The organism is Micromonospora sp. NPDC007208 (genome assembly GCF_042869175.1).
Lineage (GTDB): Bacteria > Actinomycetota > Actinomycetes > Mycobacteriales > Micromonosporaceae > Micromonospora > Micromonospora foliorum.
In genome coordinates, this window is sequence record NZ_JBIAFG010000002.1 from 391,920 (window position 1) to 409,537 (window position 17,618).

Below are 17,618 nucleotides of genomic sequence, written 5' to 3' on the forward strand. Positions count from 1 at the left end.
GGACCGCCCCTACGTTCAGTTCACCCCAGGTCACCGGCGCGTGTCGATGCCGGTGTCGGGGATGACTAACAGGGAGCTGCAGATGGAGGGATCGATGGGCGGCGCACCACACCACGGCTTGGGCCGCTGGCTCGGCCCGTCCTGGAACGAACTGTCTCGGCGTTCTCCCCGCTTGCGTACCGCCATGAGGGCTGCGCGGGTGGGTGATCGGCGGCCTGCTCCCAGCCGCCGTGATGCGGCGGCGGGCTCGCCATTCCCCCGGCGAGCCCGCCGCTCATCGTTCCTGGTGGGGGCGGAGGCATGACGGTGTACGTCTCGCGTAACGCAATGGCCAGCCAGTCCCGGCGCCCCGAGCCCAGGTGGACGTCCTCACAGGGGCAGGTGCGGCGCGCTGATCCTCCGCTGCTCACCTTCGTGTGGCGTCGGCTGTTCGAGCAGCAGGCCCGAGAGGGTGGTCGCCGGTGACCGGGCAGCAGCGCCGTCTCGCGGCGAACCGGCTCGCGCCAGCCGAGGTAGAGCATCTGTCGATGCGCCCGCTGTGGCTGTGCCGCCGGTGCGGGCAGCCGTGGCCCTGCGGCGCGGCGAAGCTCGCGCTCCTCGCCGAGTACCGGGAAGAGCCGGTGAGCCTGTTCCTCTACCTGGCCGGCTGCCTGCACGACGCGATCGACGACCTGCATCGGCTCAACCCGAGCGTCACGGGCAGCGCCGCCGACATGTTCGACCGGTTCCTCGGCTGGCCCGCCCGCCACACCCACGCCTACCGCGTCAGTACCACCACGGCCGCCAGCATCGAAGAGGCCTCCTCGTGAACGGCATCGGCCTCATCAACGTCACCGGCCAGCCGGCGGTCGCCGGCAGCTTCCACACCCTGGTCGTGCAGCCGACGAGCTTTTGCAACCTCGACTGCACCTACTGCTACCTGCCCGACCGGAGATCCCTCCGCCTGATGAGCGGCGCGGTCGCGCAGGCTTGCGCCGAGTCGATCGCCCAGCAGAACAGCGGTCATCCGGTGAGCGTCGTGTGGCACGGGGGCGAACCCATCGCCACTCCCATCGGGTTGTTCCGTGATTTATTGGCCCCGTTCGAGGAGCTTCGGCGCGCGGGGAAGGTGCGTCACGAGATCCAAACGAACGCGACGTTGATCAACCGGCAATGGTGCGAGCTCTTCACCGCTTATGGGTTCGAGGTCGGGGTCAGCATCGACGGACCGGGCGCGTTGAACCGGAACCGCCTCGACCGGGCCGGCACGTCAACAGACGCCCGCACTCTGCGCGGCATACAGACCCTGGCCGAGGCAGGGCTGAGGTATTCGGTGATCTGTGTAGTCACCCCGGAAACCATCGACCACGCGGACGCCCTCATCGACTTCTTCACCGGCCTGCCCGGCTGCGAGTCGGTGGGCTTCAACATCGAAGAGCAGGAGGGCGCCGACCGGGCACCGGTGTCGGAGGACGCCGCGTACCGGTTCTGGCAGCGCCTTATCGAACGTCGCGTTGGCGGCAGCCCGCTGCGGATCCGCGACGTGGACCGGTTGGCCGACTATCTCGCCGCCACCCGCGCTGGCCGCGTCGACCACGCGCCGTACGAGCCGATCCCGACCGTCTCTTGGGATGGGCAGGTGGTGCTGCTGTCACCGGAACTGCTCGGCATCACCGAGCCGCGATACGGCGACTTCATCGCCGGCAACGTCCTTCATCAGCCCATCACCGCCATGCTTGCCGGCGCCAGCGACCTGGGCTACGTCGCCGAGTTCATTGCGGCCCTCAACGACTGCGCCGATCGCTGCGCCTTCTACGACTTCTGCCGCGGCGCCCAGGCCGGCAACCGCTACTTCGAGCACGCGACGTTCACCGCCCATGAAACCGCCTACTGCCGGACCACCCGACAGGCCCTCGTCCGCGCCGCCGCGGATCACCTCGCCCCTCAAGGAGAAGCACCATGACCAACGCTCTCGCGGTCCTCGTCAACGCCGCACCCGAGCAACTCGCTCACCTCGGCGTCGACCCTGAGCGGTCGGTAGCGATCGACGCGGCGAAGTTCGACAACCGCCCCGCTTGGGACAACAAGGGTAAGTTCGACAGTCGACCCGGCTGGGACAACTGGAACAAGAAGAAGTAGGCCCACCACGGGACGCGCGAGGTGGGCGTGCCCACCCCGCGCTCACACAGGTTGAGGACACATGCGCACCACCACGATCGGCGACGTGAAGGTTCTGCTGCCGGACCTCGAACCGGACGACCTCGACACCACGACGGACCTGGCCGGCGGCCTCACTGAGGCCCTCGTCGACGGCGCAGCGTGGCACGGCTCGAACCTTGAGGACGTCCCTATCCGCAGCAGCCTGATCACCGGCGCGGACCTGAGCGAGAGCACCTGGGAGGCCGGCAGCCTCTACGGCTGCGAGATCACGCGCACCGACTTCTCCGGCGCGACCCTGACCGGCGTCACCATCGAACGCTGCGCCATTACCGGCTCCCGGTTCACCGGCACCAGACTCACCGACGTGCGCCTCAAGGACGTCCTGTTCGACGGCTGCCGCTTCGACTACGCCACCTTCCAACGCGTCGCTGCCGCCGGCTCGGTCGCGTTCACCGACTGCACTCTCGCCAACGGCGCGTGGTCCTCCTGCCGACTACCCCGCATCGCGCTGCGGTCATGTGACCTCGCCGGACTGGAATTGGACTCCTGCCAGCTCGACGGCACCGACCTGCGGGGCAGCCGGCTCCAGGGCCTCAAGACGCCGCTGGACAACCTGCGCGCCGTCACCCTCGGCGAGGACCAACTTCCTGACCTCACCCAGCTGACCGTCGCCGCCCTCGGCCTCGCCGTTCGCAACAACTGAAGCCGAGGAGGCGTCGTGCTCGCCGAACCCACTGGCAGCCCGGACACGATCCTCGTCTGCGTCCGGGGCAACTCCGGCTCCGGCAAGAGCAGCATCGCCCGCGAGCTACGACGCCGGCACGGCCGGGGCTGCGCCCTGGTGGAGCAGGACTACCTGCGCCGCATCCTGCTGCGCGAACGGGACAAGCCCGGCGGCGCTGCGCCTGCGCTGATCGGGCAGACCGTCCGGTTCGCCCTCGACCACGGCTACCACGTGGTCTTGGAAGGCATCATGCACAGCAGCCGCTACCGCAGCATGCTGACCTCCCTGCGGGACGGCCACCGCGGCCGGTCGCTGTTCTGCTATCTCGACGTGTCCCTGGCTGAGACCCTGCGCCGGCACCTCACGCGTCCGCAGGTCAGTGAGTTCACCGCCGAGCAGATGAGCGGCTGGTACGCCGTCCATGACGTCCTGGGCTGGCCCGACGAACTCGTTCTCCCCGAGACCACGGGCCTGGACGAGGCCGTCGAGGCCATCGCCGCTGCCGCCGGCCTACCCCAGACGCCTGCATGAGCCAGCTCTTACGGCCCTGCCCTCACCCGGCCAGATGCTCGGCGGCCAGGGCGGTTCCTTCGACCCGGGCGCGTACCTTGGCCCACGCCGTGTCCCGCGACGTGGACACGTCGTCGGCGAACGGCGCGAACCCGCAGTCGTCGCAGGTGCCGAGCCGGTCGGGCGGGATGTACTCAGCGGCCCGTAGCACGCGGTCGCGCACCTGGTCGGCGGTCTCCACCACCGGGTCGACCGGGTCGGTCACGCCGACGAAGATCCGCTGGTGCGGCCGGGAATGCTCAGCGATCGCGGCGAGCACCCGTCCCGGCTCGGGCTCGCCGGCGAGCTGCACGTAGAAGACGCCGGCGTCGATCGCGAAGAGGCTCGGCAGCAGCTCGACGTAGTCCACATCAAGGCTGTGGGTGGAGTCCTGGTCGCCGCCGGGGCATGTGTGCACGCCGATGCGCGCGCGCTCGTGCGGAGCGAACCGCTCGAGCACACGGTTGTTCAGGGCCACGAAAGCCTGCAGCAGCGCCTTGGAGGGGTCGAGCTTGATCGAGAGCCGGCCCTCGGTGAAGTCCAGCTGCACGGTCTGAGCGCCGGCGTCCAGCGCGCCGCGGATGTCGGCCTCCGCCTCGTCAACCAGGTCGTCGAGGAACGCCTCTCGGGGGTACCCGTCGATACCGTCCTCCGGATACAGCAGGCTGAGCGCGGACGGCGCGATGACCGCCTGTTTGACCGGCACGGTCGCGTGCCGTCGCGCGGCGGTCAGGTACGTCTGCGATCGCGTCGCGTAGCGGAACGGTCCTGCGGTGAGGCGGGGAAGCTGCCGCGTATGGCCGTCGGCGAACGGGATGACGGCGCCGTCCGGCGCCAGGGTGTCCAGACCCGACAGCGGGTACGTCGCGAAGCTCGGCTTGCGCTGTTCGCCGTCGGTGACCACAGGTGAGCCGATCCGCTCAAGGGTGGCGATGGTGTCCCGCACGGCGTCGTCGTACCGCGCGTCCAGAGCAGCCTGCCCGATCCGCCCGGCGGCGTGATCGACGATGGCGGCCAGCAGCACCGACGGGCGCGGAAAGCTTCCGATCGGCTCGGTCGGGAGAATCATGGCCGTCAAGCTATTGGCGGATGACGGGCGGCGCATCTTCCAGCGTGCGCACTTCGGGCTTCCGTGGAGGACGGGCGCGCAGTTTCTTTTTCGGCGTGGTCAGCCGGTGATCCAGGAGCGCAGCTTGTCGGGGTTGAGTACGGCCCAGACGTGGTCGATGCGGCCGCCGGTGATGTCGAACGCCATCACCGACACGGTGACGCCGTCCAGTCGAGCCACCAGACCGGGCTGACCGTTGACCGTGCACTCCAGGAGCGTTACGCCGGCCGCCGAGGTGGGCCGGCCGACGAAGAAGCGGGCGACCTGCTCGGCGCCTTCGACCGGGTGGGGCGCGGCGGTGACGAGCCCTCCGCCGTCGCCGGTCGCCGTGGCGTCGGGGGCCAGCAGACCGATGAGCGCGTCGATGTCATTGGCCTCCCAGGCGCGCTTGAAGGCCCGGACGACTGCGGCGTGCCGGGCTGACGAGGCCGTGTCAGGTCGCGGGGCGCGGATGCGTCGGCGGGCTGACGAGGCGAGCTGGCGGCATGCCGCCGGGGTACGGCCGACGATCGCGGCCACCTCGGCGAAGGGGTAGCGAAAGACGTCGTGCAGGACGAACGCGACCCGCTCGGCAGGGGTCAGCGCGTCGAGTACGACGAGGAAGGCCATGCTGACCGACTCGTCGAGGGTGACCCGGTCGGCCGGGTCGGAGAAGCCGGCGGACCGCCCGCTGATCCATTCCGCCCGGTCGGGCAGCGGCTCGGGGATCCATTCGCCCACGTACCGTTCGCGCCTGAGCCGCGCCGAGCCGAGCAGGTCCAGACAGATGCGGCTGGCAACGGTCGTCAACCAGGCACCGGGCGATTCGATGTCCTCCTGTTGCCGGGGGGACATGGCGTACCAGCGGGCGTAGGTCTCCTGGACGACATCCTCGGCGTCGGCCAGGGAGCCCAGCAGTCGGTACGCGAGGTTGGTCAGCTGTCGGCGCTCGCTGATGATCGCGCTCAGGCCCGGATCGGGTCGGCCGTGTTCCGGCTCGGACGGGGTTGTCATGGGTGTCAGCGGCTCCTTCGAACGATCTGACTCACCACTCATGACGAACCGTCGCCCCCGATTGTGAGGTCCGCGCGGCACCTCACATCTCGGATGGCTGTCTCGTCGTACCGGTCAGACCCGCTCAGGAAGGAAACCAATCGTGGAACCCGTGCACGTCGCGATCGTCTACTACAGCTCCACCGGCACCGTACACACCTTGGCGCAGGCCGCCGCCGAGGGCGCCGAGAAGGCGGGCGCCACCGTGCGACTGCGGAAGGTCGCCGAAACCGCCCCGCCGGAGGCGGTCGGCGCCAGACCGGAGTGGGAGCGACACCTGAAGGACACCGCCGACGTCGCCGAGGTCGGCCACGAGGACCTGGAGTGGGCCGACGCGGTGCTGTTCGGCACGCCCACCCGCTACGGCAACCCGGCCAGCCAGCTGCGGGCGTTCATCGACACCACTGGCCCGCTGTGGTTCCAGGGCAAGCTCGCGGACAAGGTGTACTCGGCCTTCACCGCCTCCAACACCGCTCACGGCGGGCAGGAATCCACCCTCCTGGCGCTGGCGAACACGTTCTGCCACTGGGGCGGCATCATCGTGCCGCCCGGCTACACCGACCCCATCCAGTTCCGGTCCGGCAACCCCTACGGCACCTCCCACGTGGTCGGCGACGGCCCGCCCGGTGAGGTGATCCTGCAAGCGGCCCGCCACCAGGCCCGCCGCGTCGTCGACGTCGCCGCCCACCTCAAGGCCGGCCGCGCTGCCTGACGAAGCGGGCAGTACGGCCAGACGGCGGTGCCGCACTCAGCACGCCTGGTTCGGCTAAGTCCGAAAAGGCCGTACCGGACGCATTGCGGGTGATCCACGCCGGGTGCAACGCTGGATCGATGGGTTGGTGGAATCGACTTCGACGCGGATCGCGTTATCCGCTGCGCCGGCCAGGCCCGGGCGTACCACAGGCCATCTGGCCGTCCGACCTGCGGGCGCTGATCCGGGACCTTGCGGCGGCCCAGCCGGAGAACCGGGCCGAGCTGCTGGCTCTGCTGCGGCGATTGGAGTCGACGAGGCACACGCGCATACCCGTGCGGGTGTACGAGATCGGCGAGATGATCCAGCGGCACGCGCCGGTGGAGAAGGACAACGCGACCGCCGCGGCCTGGGCGGTCTGGCACGCCGTGCCGGAGCTGGACCTGATGGCGAGCGCGCGGGATCGCTGCAAGCACGCCAAGAGCCTGCTCGGCACGCTGCGCGAACTGGTGCTGCACGGCCCGGACCCGGCCTTCGAGATCGGCGATCCGGACACCACCATCGCCGATGCCCTCCGGCTCGAGGCGGAGCGGATCGGTCACGCACCGGTGGCCGGCGAGGGCGAACACCAGGTCGGCTACCGGGCCGCGTACGCCGGGTTCGTCAAGCAGATGGCGCATCGGGCAAGTGAGCTCGAGGGGATGCCGGAGCGCAACCCCCGCCGTGGCGTCCTGGCCGCGACTGATCCGTCCGCAGACCGGACCGATTTGCCCACGCCGGTGCTGGTGGCCCTACGCGACGCGGTGGCGGCACTCCCGCACGAGCGGGACGCCCGGCGCGAGCAGTGGACGGCGCGGGTGACCAGCGCCATCGAGCCGTTGCATCCTGGCGGCCCGAGCGTGGACCCGGCCGCGCTCGGGCGGGCGATCATGGCCGAGCTGCCGGAGCTCGACCGTCTCGATGAGACGCTGGGCCGTCTCGAACGGATCGAGGAGCAGTTGGCCGCGACGCAGCGGCAGTTGGCAGCTCAGCGGGCGCACCTGACCGAGGAGGTGATCCGCTGGCGTAACACGCTTGCCCGCGAGCTGCGTCAGCAGGCCGACCATCACGTCGCCGCGACCGGTATCTCCCTCGACGCCGATTTTACCGCCGGCTTCACCCTGGCCAGCGACCAGATCGCCCGGCACCTGCGCGAGCGGGCCGACCGGCTTGCCGTCGCGGACCTACCCAAGCCCTCCTTCCGATGACCTGGGCCAGAGACGTGACGTGACCGTGGACCGCCGTCAGCTCAACGGTGACGGGGACTCGGCGCGGTAGGCGCGTCGAGGGCCGGGGCCACGACAGCGAACGCCTGGTCCATCAGCTCGGCCAGGTGCTGTTCGTCGTCGCCCGGCTGCCACCGCTGGAGCACCGTGTCGAGTGCCAGCAGGGCCATCCCGGCCGCCATCCGGGGGTAGGGGTCGATGTGCGGGTCGAGGCCGCAGCGGTTGGCCAGCTCGGCGGCCAACTCGGCGCGCCACTGGATTTGGCGTTCCAGCCAGCGGGCGTGCAGGGCGGGGGTGTCCAGGATGAGACGGACGACGACTCGGGCTCGCTCGGAGTGTTCCGGTTGGTCGTTGCAGGCGGCGAGCGGCACCCAGAGGGCGTGGCGCAGCGCGACCGACGGCGCCTCGGCGGGTGGCCGGGCGGCGAGTTCGGTGATGATGTCCGCGCTGGTGTCGGCCAGGAACCGGACGACGACGTCCTCTTTGGACGCGAAGTAGCGGAAGAAGGTACGCCGCGACATGCCGGCCGCCGCCACGATGTCGTCGACGGTCACCACGTCGAAGCCCTTGGTGGCGAGGAGCATCAGGGCGGCGTCACGCAGTTCGTCGGCAACAAGCTGGCGTTTGCGTTCGGCCAGGCTGTTGTCCGTACGAGATCTCATCCGCCGATGCTACGTCATGCGGTGCCACGTCATGCCCATGTTGGCATCACGCGCATTGCTTGACACTGAGTGCCACCGATAGCACAGTGGGTCGCATGACTGTCAATGGCTGGTCCACTGACCAGATCCCCGACCTGAGCGGCCGTACCTTTGTCGTCACCGGTGCCACGGCGGGCCTCGGCCTGGTCACCACCCGGGCGCTCGCCGCCCGCGGTGCGCGCGTCGTGCTGGCCGTCCGCGACGAGGAGAGGGGCCGGCGGGTGGCGGCGGACATCGCCGCGGCCGGGCCCGGTGGCGACCTGGAGGTCCGGCGGATCGACCTCGCCGACCTCGACTCGGTACGGATGTTCGCCGACGGGATGCACGCCGACCACCGTCGGGTGGACGTGCTGGTCAACAACGCCGGGGTGATGGCCCTGCCCCGCACCCTCAGCCCGCAGGGGCACGAGGTGCAGTTCGCGACGAACCACCTCGGGCACTTCGCTCTCACCGGGCTCCTGCTCGACCTCCTGCTGGCCGGCCGGGATCCGCGGGTGGTCACGGTCACCTCGGTCAACCATCGGCAGGCGAAGGTGCGCTTCGACGACCCGACCGGGGTGGGCGGTTACTCCCCGATGGGCTTCTACAACACGTCCAAGCTGGCCAACGCCATCTTCGGCTACGAGTTGCACCGGCGGCTCAGCGCCGTGGCCAGCCCGCTGGGCAGCTATCTCGCCCACCCCGGCTACACCGCGACGAACCTGCAGAGCAGCGGCACCACGCCGATCTGGCGGCTGCTGCTGGGCCGGATCGGCAACCCGCTCCTGGCTCAGCCGGTCGACCGTGGAGTCTGGCCGCAGCTGTTCGCCGCCACCGACCCGAAGGCGCAGCCGGGCCAGCTCGTCGCCCCCGGCGGGCCGGGCGAACTGCGCGGGCACCCCGCGCCGGCGAAACTGTCCGCGGCCGCGACCGACCCGGAGTACGGCCGCCGTCTGTGGGAGCTGTCCGAGCAGGCCACTGGCGTACGGTTCGGCGCGCTGCGACCGGCGAACTGATCGCGGGACATCCAGCGGCCGTCACAATCCGCCGGGCTGGGTCGTCCAGGTGGCGAGCAACCACAATGGAGGAACAATGTTCGCTGCTTACGTCACGGTCACCATTCTCGCGTCGGTCTTCACCGGCATCGCCGCTGTGACCTACCTGATCGGCCACGACTATCCGAAGGCCCAGGCGGACATGAAGCGCGTGCCCCGGTCGTGGGTACCGCGATTGGGTCTGGCGCTGGCGGCAGGGTCGTTGGGGCTGCTGGTCGGCTTCGCCGTACCGCTGCTCGGCACTCTCGCCGCCGCTGGCCTGGTGTTGTATTTCATCGGCGCGCTCATCGCGCACCTGCGCGTCGGCTCCCGCCAGTTGGTGGGTTGGGCCGTCTTCTTCGTCACCGTGGTTGCCGCACTGACAGTGAACGTGCTCTACCACTGGTGAATCGTCAGCTCCGACGTGCGGGGACACCGTGGGCGTTGGCATCGGGGGTCAAGCCGGTATTGCCGAGTCATTGGCGTGCATCTATAGTTCGCGGATCACAACAATCATGGCCGTGGTGACGCGGCCGGGTCGTCGAAGCGCTTCGACGATTCGTCGTTCAGGCCCGTCAGCCGGGTGTCGAGCCTGGTCACGCCGGTCTCGGCGCCCGCTGGGCGTCTGTCGTACGACATGAGGAGAACCGCATGCGGAACTGGCGCCTTCGGCGCGGAATCACCGCGCTCGCGCTCGCCCTGCTAGCCCTACCGGCCGTTCCCGGCACCGCGCTCGCCGAGCCGCCCACCTACCCGTTCCGAGATCCACACCTACCCGTGAACGCCCGGGTCGACGACCTGCTCGGCCGTCTCACCCTGGACGAGAAGATCTCGTGGTTGCACCAGTACCAGCCGGCCATTCCCCGGCTGGGCATCGGCCTGTTCAAGACCGGCACCGAGGCGCTGCACGGGGTGGCCTGGTCCACCGACATCGACAACAACGGCGCGGTGGTCAAGGCCCGCGGCACCGTCTTCCCCCAGCCGGTGGGCATGGCGAGCACCTGGAACACCGACCTGATCCGGCAGGTCGGTTCGGCCGTCGGCGACGAGGCGCGCGGCTACCACGCGCAGAACCCCCAGGTCTGGGGGCTCAACCTCTGGGCGCCGGTGGTCAACCTGCTGCGCGACCCCCGGTGGGGCCGCAACGAGGAGGGCTACTCCGAGGACCCACTGCTCACCGCGGCGATCTCCACCGCCTACGGCTCGGGGATGACCGGCGGTGACCCGAACCACCTGAAGAGCGCACCGACCCTCAAGCACTACCTGGCCTACAACAACGAGGTCCGGCGCGACGTGACCTCCTCGAACGTGCCGCCTCGGGTGCTCAACGAGTACGACCGTGCCGCCTTCGAACCGGCCATCGCCGCCGACGCGGCGACCGGGGTGATGGCCGCGTACAACCTGGTCAACGGCCGTCCGGCCACGGTGGACCCGGACCTCGCGACGGTGGTACGCGACTGGACCGACCAGCCGCTGATGAACGTCACCGACGCCTGGGCGCCGAACAACCTCGTCGCCTCCCAGGGGTACTACGCCACCCAGGCCGAGGGGAACGCCGCGATCATCAAGGCCGGCCTGAACAGCTTCATCACCGACGACACCAACGCGCAGCCGACCATCACCGCCATCAAGCAGGCGCTGGCGACCGGCCTGCTCACCGAGCGGGACATCGACGCCCGGATCCGCGAGATCCTGAACGTCCGGTTCCGGCTGGGTGAGTTCGATCCGGGCGGCGGCCGGTACGGCGGCATCACCCCGGACGTCATCAACAGCCCCGAACACCAGCGACTGGCCCGGCAGGCCGCCGGTGAGGCGATGGTGCTGCTGAAGAACCAGCGGCAGGCGCTACCGCTGGACCCGGCCCGGACCCGCAAGGTGGCGGTGCTCGGCCCGCTGGCCGACAACCTCTACTCGGACTGGTACGGCGGCGACCTGCCGTACCAGGTGACCGCGCTCGGCGGCATCCGCGAACGTTTGGGCAGCTCGGCCAGTGTGAGCGGGCTCGACGGGGCGGACCGGATCGCCCTGAAGGACGCGGCGACCGGCCGGTACGTCACGGCCACCGGCACCACCGACGCCAACCCGGTCGCCGCGACCGGCGCCACCGCCTCGCTCGACGCCCAGTTCGACGTGGTCGACTGGGGGCAGGACGTGGTGACAATGCGCAACGCCGCCAACGGTCGCTACCTCGGCTACAACTGGGGACCGTTCCTCACCCGTGATGAGCAGCCGAACGGCTGGTACGTCCAACAGCAGTTCAAGCTGGAGCCGCAGGCCGACGGGACTGTGGTGCTGCGGTACGTGGGCTACGAGACCAAGGAGAGTTGGTTCGGCGCCGACACGTACGTGACGGTCGGCGACGACGGCGCCCTCAAGCTCGGCGCATCCACCCCGGCCGCCGCGACCCACTTCAGTCGCGAGGTGGTCAGCAGCGGAATCGACCGGGCCGTGGCGGCGGCCAAGGCGGCCGACACGGCCGTGCTGGTGGTCGGCAGCAACCCCTTCATCAACGGCCGCGAGGCACACGACCGGACCTCCACGGCGCTGAGCGCCGGCCAGGAGGCGCTGGTCAAGGCCGTGGCCAGAGCCAACCCCCGGACCGTGCTCGTGCTCCAGACCAGTTACCCGGTCACCATCCGGTGGGAGCAGGAGCACGTGCCGGCCATCGTCTGGACCACCCACGCGGGCGCGGAGACCGGTCACGCCATCGCCGACGTTCTCTTCGGCGACCGCAACCCGTCCGGCCGGCTCACCCAGACCTGGTACCGGTCGGACTCGCAACTGCCGCCGGACCTGCTGGAGTACGACATCATCTCGTCCGGGCAGACCTACCTGTACAGCACCGCGAAGCCGCTCTACCCGTTCGGCCACGGGCTGTCGTACACCCGGTTCCGGTACGGCCAGCTGCGTGCCGGTGCCCAGTCGGTCGCGGCCGACGGCACCATCACGGCCAGTGTCGACGTGACAAACGTCGGCAGCCGGGCCGGGACCGAGGTCGTTCAGCTCTACACCCACCAGCGCACCTCGCGGGACAGGACCCCGATCCGCCAGCTCAAGGCGTTCCAGCAGGTGAAGCTCGCGCCCGGGCAGACCCGAACGGTGACCCTGCGCCTGCCCGCCGCCGACCTGGCGCACTGGGACGTCACCCGTAGCCGATGGGTGGTCGAGTCGTCCGTGCACGACCTGATGGTCGGAGCGTCCGCCGAGGACATCCGGGCCCGCGCCGCGGTCCGGGTCCGCGGCGAGACCATCCCGGCCCGCGACCTGTCCCGACCCACCAGGGCGGAGAACTTCGACCGGTACGCCGGGGTCCGGCTCGTCGACGAGACCAAACCCAGCGGTACGGCGGTCGGTGCCACCGCGGCCGGTGAGTGGATCTCCTTCGACGGTTCCGCGCTGGGTGCCGGCGCGCGCACCTTCACCGCGAAGGTCGCCAAGGCCGGTGCGGGGGCCGGCACCATCCAGGTCCGGTTGGGGTCGCCCACCGGTCGGCTGCTCGGCACGGCCAACGTGCCCAGCACCGGCGACGACTACCGGTACGTCAGCACCAGCACCGAGTTGGCCCGGGCCGTCGGCACCCACGACGTGTACCTGGTGTTCGACTCCCCGCTGCGGCTGGCGGAATTCTCCATCAGGTGACCGGAGCCCGGGGCCGGGTCGATCGTCGACCCGGCCCCGGCCTCGTTGGTCAGCTCGCCGTGCAGGTCAGCGTCGGTGTGCCGGGCGTGCCGGTGGACGAGCCGAGGAACCCGAACGCCGCGCCACCTGCGCCCCCTGGACCGACGGCCCCGGGTCGCCCTGACCGCTCGCGATCGGTCAGCGCACCGTGCTGCGGGTGAAGGCCCACGTCACAGTGCAACCGCTGATCGTGCTGCCGGCGCCGTTCGAAAATCCGGGTGCGCCGCGTCGCATCACTCGAACAGGCCGGCCGGCGGCGAGTGTTGGCCTTCCTGTACGTGCGAGTAGTCGCGGGCCTCGGCAACCAGGCCCACCTCGTCGAAACGCAGCATCGTGCATCCGCTGATGGTCATGGGTTGGTCCTTGATGTGGACCACCGCCCAGTACTCCACGGCTGCGGCATCGCCGTCGACCTGTGGCTCGCCGAACCAGACCTGCGCGGGGCGGGACTCCTCGGCGAAGGACTCCGCCAGGTAGGCCCGGAGCCCGGACCCCGCCGTGTCGCTGCGGATTCGTCGGACGACGCAGGCGGAGGTGTGCGGCCAGCGCGGCTGATCTGCCCGATCCAGCAGCATTTCTACATAGACGCCCCCCAATTGACGGTTGCATTGGTCAGACGTGTGACCTACGCTCCCAGTAAGAATTTCGGGGCGATTAACAAAGAGTGCGGTCGGGGCGACGGAAGTCCCCGCCGGCCCTTAGTGGCGTCGCTGTTCCGTACTCGTCGCTCGATACGCACGTTGGGCACCACGTCGACGACCAGCGAGAGGAACAGACGTGAAGTCAGCCATATCCACCGCTCGAATGTCAGTGTTGGCGGTGGCGGCGCTTATCGCCGCCACGCTGCCAGCCGTGCTGACAAACCAACTGCCGGCATCGGCCGCAGTCCAGGCGACCTACTATGTCGCCCCGGACGGTAACGACGCCAATCCGGGCACCCTGCAATCGCCGTTCCGGACTCTGCAACGGGCCCGGGACGTCGTCCGTACGATAAACGCGAACATGACCGGCGACGTCAATGTCCTTCTCCGTGGTGGCACCTATCCGGTGAGCAGCACTGTCGAATTCGGGCCGAGCGACTCCGGCACCAACGGATTCCGGATCAGCTACGGGGCCTACCCCAATGAGAAGCCGGTCCTCGATGGTGGCGTCCAGGTGACCGGGTGGAGCCAGCACAGCGGCAACATCTGGAAGGCGCCGCTCGACCGCGCCAACAAGCTGCGGGCGCTCTACGTCAATGACAAGCGCGCGTACATGGCGTCGAAGACGATCAGCTCGGCGGGGTGTTACGGGACGTACAACATCACGGCCAACCAGGCCTCGTGGGCCTGGGAGTCGGGGTCGCAGTGTGACGGCGCCAAGTACAGCCTCAACGACTTCCCGGCCATCGCCAGCAATCAGGACGACATCGAGATCGAGACCGGGACGACCTGGACCACGGCCATCGTCGGCGTCCGCCAGGTGACCACGAGTTCCGACGGCGCGAACCGGGTCGCCCTCTTCCAGCAACCGGGCGCGGCCATCGCGCAGGGCGCGTTCAATGGCAACGCCCAGGTCGGTGGCACCCACAAGGTCATGAACGCCTACGAGTTCCTGGACACCCCCGGTGAGTTCTACTTCGACAAGACCAGCCGGACGCTGTACTACTACAAGGCCAGCGCCGAGAACATGTCGACCGCGACGGTCTACGCGCCGAACAACGTGACCACCGTGCTGCGGGTGGCCGGCACCTCGACGAGCAGCCACGCGCGCAACATCACCTTCTCCGGCCTGACGGTGCAGCACTCCGACTGGAACTTGGTCAACGTCGCGGGATCGTCGTTCAAGCAGGCGCAGCAGGGCAACCTCAGCGCGAACGTGTACGCCAAGGGAAACTTCCACGTCTACTACTACCGCAACGTCGATGTGACTCCCGGCATCATCCACCTGCAGAACGCCGACGGGATCCTCCTGCAGCGCAACCGGATCCAGCACACCGGCGCCGACGGGGTCAACATGATCAATGATGTGCAGAGCACGCAGTTGATCGGGAACCACACCAACGACATCGCCGGGTCCGCCATCACCGTCGGCCATCCCCAGCACGTCTATATCGGGGACGGTACGTCGACCAACCGGGAGAAGTACTCCGCGTCGGTCGAGGGGCTACCGAAGAACATCGACATCAAGAACAACTACCTCTACGACAGCGCGGTCCTGTTCAACGGGCACAGCCCCATCTCGGCGTACTTCGCCGACACCCTCACCATCCAGCGCAACCGGATCGAGAAGACCCCGTGGTCGGGCATCACGCTCGGCTGGGGCTGGTGGAACTTCGACGGATCGTCGGGCTCGATCGTGCCGAACCGACCGACCACGACGGCGAGAAACAACACCATCAGCTACAACCACATCATCGACACGGTGCAGCGTCTCAGCGATACCGCCCCCATCTACACGCTCGGGAGCCAGCCCGGGACCACCATCACCAACAACTACCTCCAGGGTGTTCCGTCGGGCCACAAGTACGGACTGCACCCGGACGAGGGATCGGCGTTCATCACGTTCCGAGACAACGTCCTGAGTATCGACAAGAACGTCACCTGGATGATCAACTCGGACGACTTCGGGCGGAAGCACGATCTGAGCATCACGCAGATCTACGGCCCGATCAACAAGGTCTCGAACAAGAATCTGCCGAACAGTACGGTCGGTGACATCCTCGTCTCCTCCGACTATGTCTGGCCGGCGACGGCGTACGGTATCGCCGCGAATTCCGGCCTTGAGGAGGCGTACCGGGACATCATTCCGGCGAGCAATTTCTCCGCGCCGAACTATGTGTTGCCGGCCAGCACCTTCGTCACCAGTGCCACCGCGTCGATTCCGATCCGGAGCATCGGCGACGCCACCAGGTCGGTCTGGTTGGCTCCGTACGGCACGACCACCTTTACCGCCGGTGCGACGATGACCAGGGCAGCCGGCACCGCCACGTCCATCGCGGTGCCGACCACTCAGGGCGAGTACCGGCTCTACGTCGTCGACGCTCAGGGCAACCGGTCGGCCGAGTCGACAGCGATCGTCCGGCAGCAGCAGGGCGGTGGCAGCGGTACGGGGAGCGGACAACTCGTGGGTGCCCAGTCCGGCCGCTGTGCCGAGGTGCCCAACTCCTCAACCACCAACGGCACTCAGACGCAACTCTGGGACTGCTCCACCGGCACCAACCAGCGGTGGACCCACACCACCAGCAAGCAGTTGACCGTGTACGGCAACAAGTGCCTGGACGCCTCCGGGGCCGGCACGGCCAACGGCACCGCGGTCATCATCTGGGACTGCCACGGCGGGCTCAACCAGCAGTGGAACGTCAACAGCAACGGCACCGTCACGAACGCCCAGTCCGGGCTGTGTCTTGATGCCAACGGCGCGGCCACCGCCAACGGCACCAAGCTCATCCTCTGGTCCTGCAATGGCGGCACGAACCAGCAGTGGACGCTGCGTAGCTGACCCGACCAGACCCCGGGGCCAGGCCGACACGGGCCTGGCCCCGGCTATTTCTGGTAGCCGTAGTTGTCGCAGGTCCGGCGTCCCTGGACGCAGTTCTTGGTGCGCTTGTTCATGGTGTTGACGTCCCACATCACGAACGCGTCCCCGTGCATCGACGAGGCACTCTTGCCCTCCTTGTCGGAGGAGAGGTAGTAGCCCGCCGGGGTGCCCTTCGCCGGGTACTGGATGTCGAAGGTGATCGCCGGAATCCGGACCGGGTGGCTGGTCGGGCAGGAGTTGCCGCTGCCGTACGCCACATGGTCCTTGTGGTTGGGGCTGTCCAGGTGCTTGCCGTCCCAGCAGTCCGGGAACTGCATCATGAAGTGCAGCGTCGCGTCGCCCCCGCAGATGGGCCAGTTGCCGTTGGTGCTACGGGCGATGCCATCGAGGTCGCCGGGGCCGTAGAAGGCGCAGTAGAACTGGCCGGTCGCGCCGCGCGGCGTCGGCTTCTTCTTCTTGGCGTCACCGGAGATCATGCGCAGGCCGTTGGGCATCGGCATCTGGCCGGTCGAGTTCTTGGCGAGCGAGCGGTAGTAAACCCGGAACCCGCTGGTCTCGACCGGCTTTCCCGTGGCGTTGTCGTAGAGGGTGGGCACCCAGTAGGCGGAGTGGTCCTGGACCGGCTTGCAGGAGGTGGCCGTGAACTTCGTCAGGTCCCCGGCGACGGTGTTCGCGTCGACGGCCTTGTTGCCGACGAACGAGTGCATGTGTGACGCGCCCGGTAGGCCGGGGGCGACGATCGGGTCGTCGGGTAGCCGGTGGCTGTACTGGCAGTCCGCCCGGAACTCCGGGAGGTTACCCACCCCGGACGGGACGGGGTCGATCTTCAACGCCCGGTACGCGTCGGCCTGCGCCTTCCAGGCCGCACGATCGACCGGAACCCAGCCGGTTGCCGGGACCTTCGGCGCGGCAGCGGTCGACGGCGTCGCGCCGGGCGACGGGGTCGTGGCGGCCGACGGCGTCGCGGAGGCCGGCACCGCCGCGCCGGGCAACGGTGGCTGCCCGGCCGGTGACGACGGGTACTCGACGGCGTTGGCCGCGTTCGACGGCTCCGGCTGCGGTGCGCCGTTGCCCAGGTACACGCCTCCCGCCGCGATGACGAGGACGGCCACCGCACCGACGCCCACGCCCAGCCTGTTGCGGGTGAGCCAGCCAGGAACGCGATGACGGGGCGGCGGCGGGCCTTCGTACGACACGGG

17 protein-coding genes are annotated in these 17,618 nt (G+C 69.1%); 12 read left to right on the plus strand and 5 right to left on the minus strand.

Annotation, left to right across the window (positions count from 1 at the left end):
- Positions 1-300 precede the first annotated feature (300 nt).
- The 6 genes from amcA (ACFYL6_RS05290) (at position 301) to ACFYL6_RS05315 (ending at position 3,394) form a co-directional block, all read left to right on the plus strand.
- Positions 301-465, plus strand: a complete 165-nt coding sequence (amcA, locus tag ACFYL6_RS05290) for a multiple cyclophane-containing RiPP AmcA (RefSeq protein WP_327031735.1) — start codon at positions 301-303, stop codon at positions 463-465.
- Entirely contained in the window at positions 462-809 is a 348-nt protein-coding gene (locus ACFYL6_RS05295) for a hypothetical protein (RefSeq protein ID WP_387167736.1), read from the plus strand. Before amcA (ACFYL6_RS05290) ends, ACFYL6_RS05295 begins: the two co-directional genes overlap by 4 nt.
- On the plus strand, positions 806-1,942 hold the full coding sequence (gene amcB, locus ACFYL6_RS05300; protein ID WP_387167739.1) for a cyclophane-forming radical SAM peptide maturase AmcB: 1,137 nt from the start codon (positions 806-808) through the stop codon (positions 1,940-1,942). The genes ACFYL6_RS05295 and amcB overlap by 4 nt, the downstream gene beginning before the upstream one ends.
- A complete protein-coding gene (amcA, locus tag ACFYL6_RS05305) occupies positions 1,939-2,118 on the plus strand; it encodes a multiple cyclophane-containing RiPP AmcA (protein ID WP_387167742.1) in 180 nt (59 codons plus the stop codon). Before amcB ends, amcA (ACFYL6_RS05305) begins: the two co-directional genes overlap by 4 nt.
- Before the next feature lie 61 nt (positions 2,119-2,179).
- The gene (locus ACFYL6_RS05310; protein WP_387167745.1) at positions 2,180-2,842 is read left to right on the plus strand and encodes a pentapeptide repeat-containing protein; all 663 of its coding nucleotides are present in this window, start codon (positions 2,180-2,182) and stop codon (positions 2,840-2,842) included.
- Positions 2,843-2,857: 15 nt separating this feature from the next.
- Positions 2,858-3,394, plus strand: a complete 537-nt coding sequence (locus tag ACFYL6_RS05315; protein WP_387167748.1) for a kinase — start codon at positions 2,858-2,860, stop codon at positions 3,392-3,394.
- A gap of 22 nt (positions 3,395-3,416) precedes the next feature.
- Here the strand turns inward: ACFYL6_RS05315 and ACFYL6_RS05320 are convergent, their stop codons facing one another.
- Both ACFYL6_RS05320 and sigJ read right to left on the minus strand, forming a co-directional pair.
- Entirely contained in the window at positions 3,417-4,481 is a 1,065-nt protein-coding gene (locus ACFYL6_RS05320; RefSeq protein ID WP_387167751.1) for a cobalamin-independent methionine synthase II family protein, read from the minus strand.
- A gap of 99 nt (positions 4,482-4,580) precedes the next feature.
- A complete protein-coding gene (sigJ, locus tag ACFYL6_RS05325) occupies positions 4,581-5,513 on the minus strand; it encodes an RNA polymerase sigma factor SigJ (RefSeq protein ID WP_387167754.1) in 933 nt (310 codons plus the stop codon).
- Between the two features lie 142 nt (positions 5,514-5,655).
- On the opposite strand from sigJ, the gene wrbA reads away from it, so the two are divergent.
- Together wrbA and ACFYL6_RS05335 are read left to right on the plus strand one after the other, a co-directional pair.
- Positions 5,656-6,264 carry an NAD(P)H:quinone oxidoreductase gene (gene wrbA / locus ACFYL6_RS05330; protein WP_387167757.1) on the plus strand — a complete coding sequence of 203 codons (609 nt, stop codon included), beginning with the start codon at positions 5,656-5,658 and terminating at the stop codon, positions 6,262-6,264.
- Between the two features lie 119 nt (positions 6,265-6,383).
- Positions 6,384-7,490 (plus strand): hypothetical protein, encoded by a 1,107-nt coding sequence (locus ACFYL6_RS05335; RefSeq protein WP_387167760.1) that lies wholly within the window; start codon positions 6,384-6,386, stop codon positions 7,488-7,490.
- A 41-nt stretch (positions 7,491-7,531) separates the two neighbouring features.
- Here ACFYL6_RS05335 and ACFYL6_RS05340 read toward each other — a convergent pair whose 3' ends face one another.
- Complete coding sequence (locus ACFYL6_RS05340) at positions 7,532-8,170, minus strand: TetR family transcriptional regulator (protein ID WP_387167763.1); 639 nt, start codon at positions 8,168-8,170, stop codon at positions 7,532-7,534.
- Positions 8,171-8,265: 95 nt separating this feature from the next.
- Between ACFYL6_RS05340 and ACFYL6_RS05345 the strand changes: the two genes are divergently transcribed.
- The 3 genes from ACFYL6_RS05345 to ACFYL6_RS05355 all read left to right on the plus strand — a co-directional run bounded on the left by ACFYL6_RS05345 (position 8,266) and on the right by ACFYL6_RS05355 (position 12,861).
- The gene (locus tag ACFYL6_RS05345) at positions 8,266-9,204 is read left to right on the plus strand and encodes an oxidoreductase (protein ID WP_387167766.1); all 939 of its coding nucleotides are present in this window, start codon (positions 8,266-8,268) and stop codon (positions 9,202-9,204) included.
- Between the two features lie 76 nt (positions 9,205-9,280).
- Positions 9,281-9,631 carry a DoxX family protein gene (locus ACFYL6_RS05350; protein WP_387167769.1) on the plus strand — a complete coding sequence of 117 codons (351 nt, stop codon included), beginning with the start codon at positions 9,281-9,283 and terminating at the stop codon, positions 9,629-9,631.
- 242 nt (positions 9,632-9,873) lie between these two features.
- Positions 9,874-12,861 carry a glycoside hydrolase family 3 C-terminal domain-containing protein gene (locus ACFYL6_RS05355; protein WP_387167772.1) on the plus strand — a complete coding sequence of 996 codons (2,988 nt, stop codon included), beginning with the start codon at positions 9,874-9,876 and terminating at the stop codon, positions 12,859-12,861.
- Positions 12,862-13,133: 272 nt separating this feature from the next.
- Here ACFYL6_RS05355 and ACFYL6_RS05360 read toward each other — a convergent pair whose 3' ends face one another.
- Positions 13,134-13,475, minus strand: a complete 342-nt coding sequence (locus ACFYL6_RS05360; protein ID WP_387167775.1) for a hypothetical protein — start codon at positions 13,473-13,475, stop codon at positions 13,134-13,136.
- A 229-nt stretch (positions 13,476-13,704) separates the two neighbouring features.
- On the opposite strand from ACFYL6_RS05360, the gene ACFYL6_RS05365 reads away from it, so the two are divergent.
- Complete coding sequence (locus ACFYL6_RS05365) at positions 13,705-16,380, plus strand: RICIN domain-containing protein (RefSeq protein ID WP_387167778.1); 2,676 nt, start codon at positions 13,705-13,707, stop codon at positions 16,378-16,380.
- 44 nt (positions 16,381-16,424) lie between these two features.
- Here the strand turns inward: ACFYL6_RS05365 and ACFYL6_RS05370 are convergent, their stop codons facing one another.
- Complete coding sequence (locus tag ACFYL6_RS05370) at positions 16,425-17,615, minus strand: DUF1996 domain-containing protein (protein WP_387167781.1); 1,191 nt, start codon at positions 17,613-17,615, stop codon at positions 16,425-16,427.
- Positions 17,616-17,618: the final 3 nt, after the last annotated feature.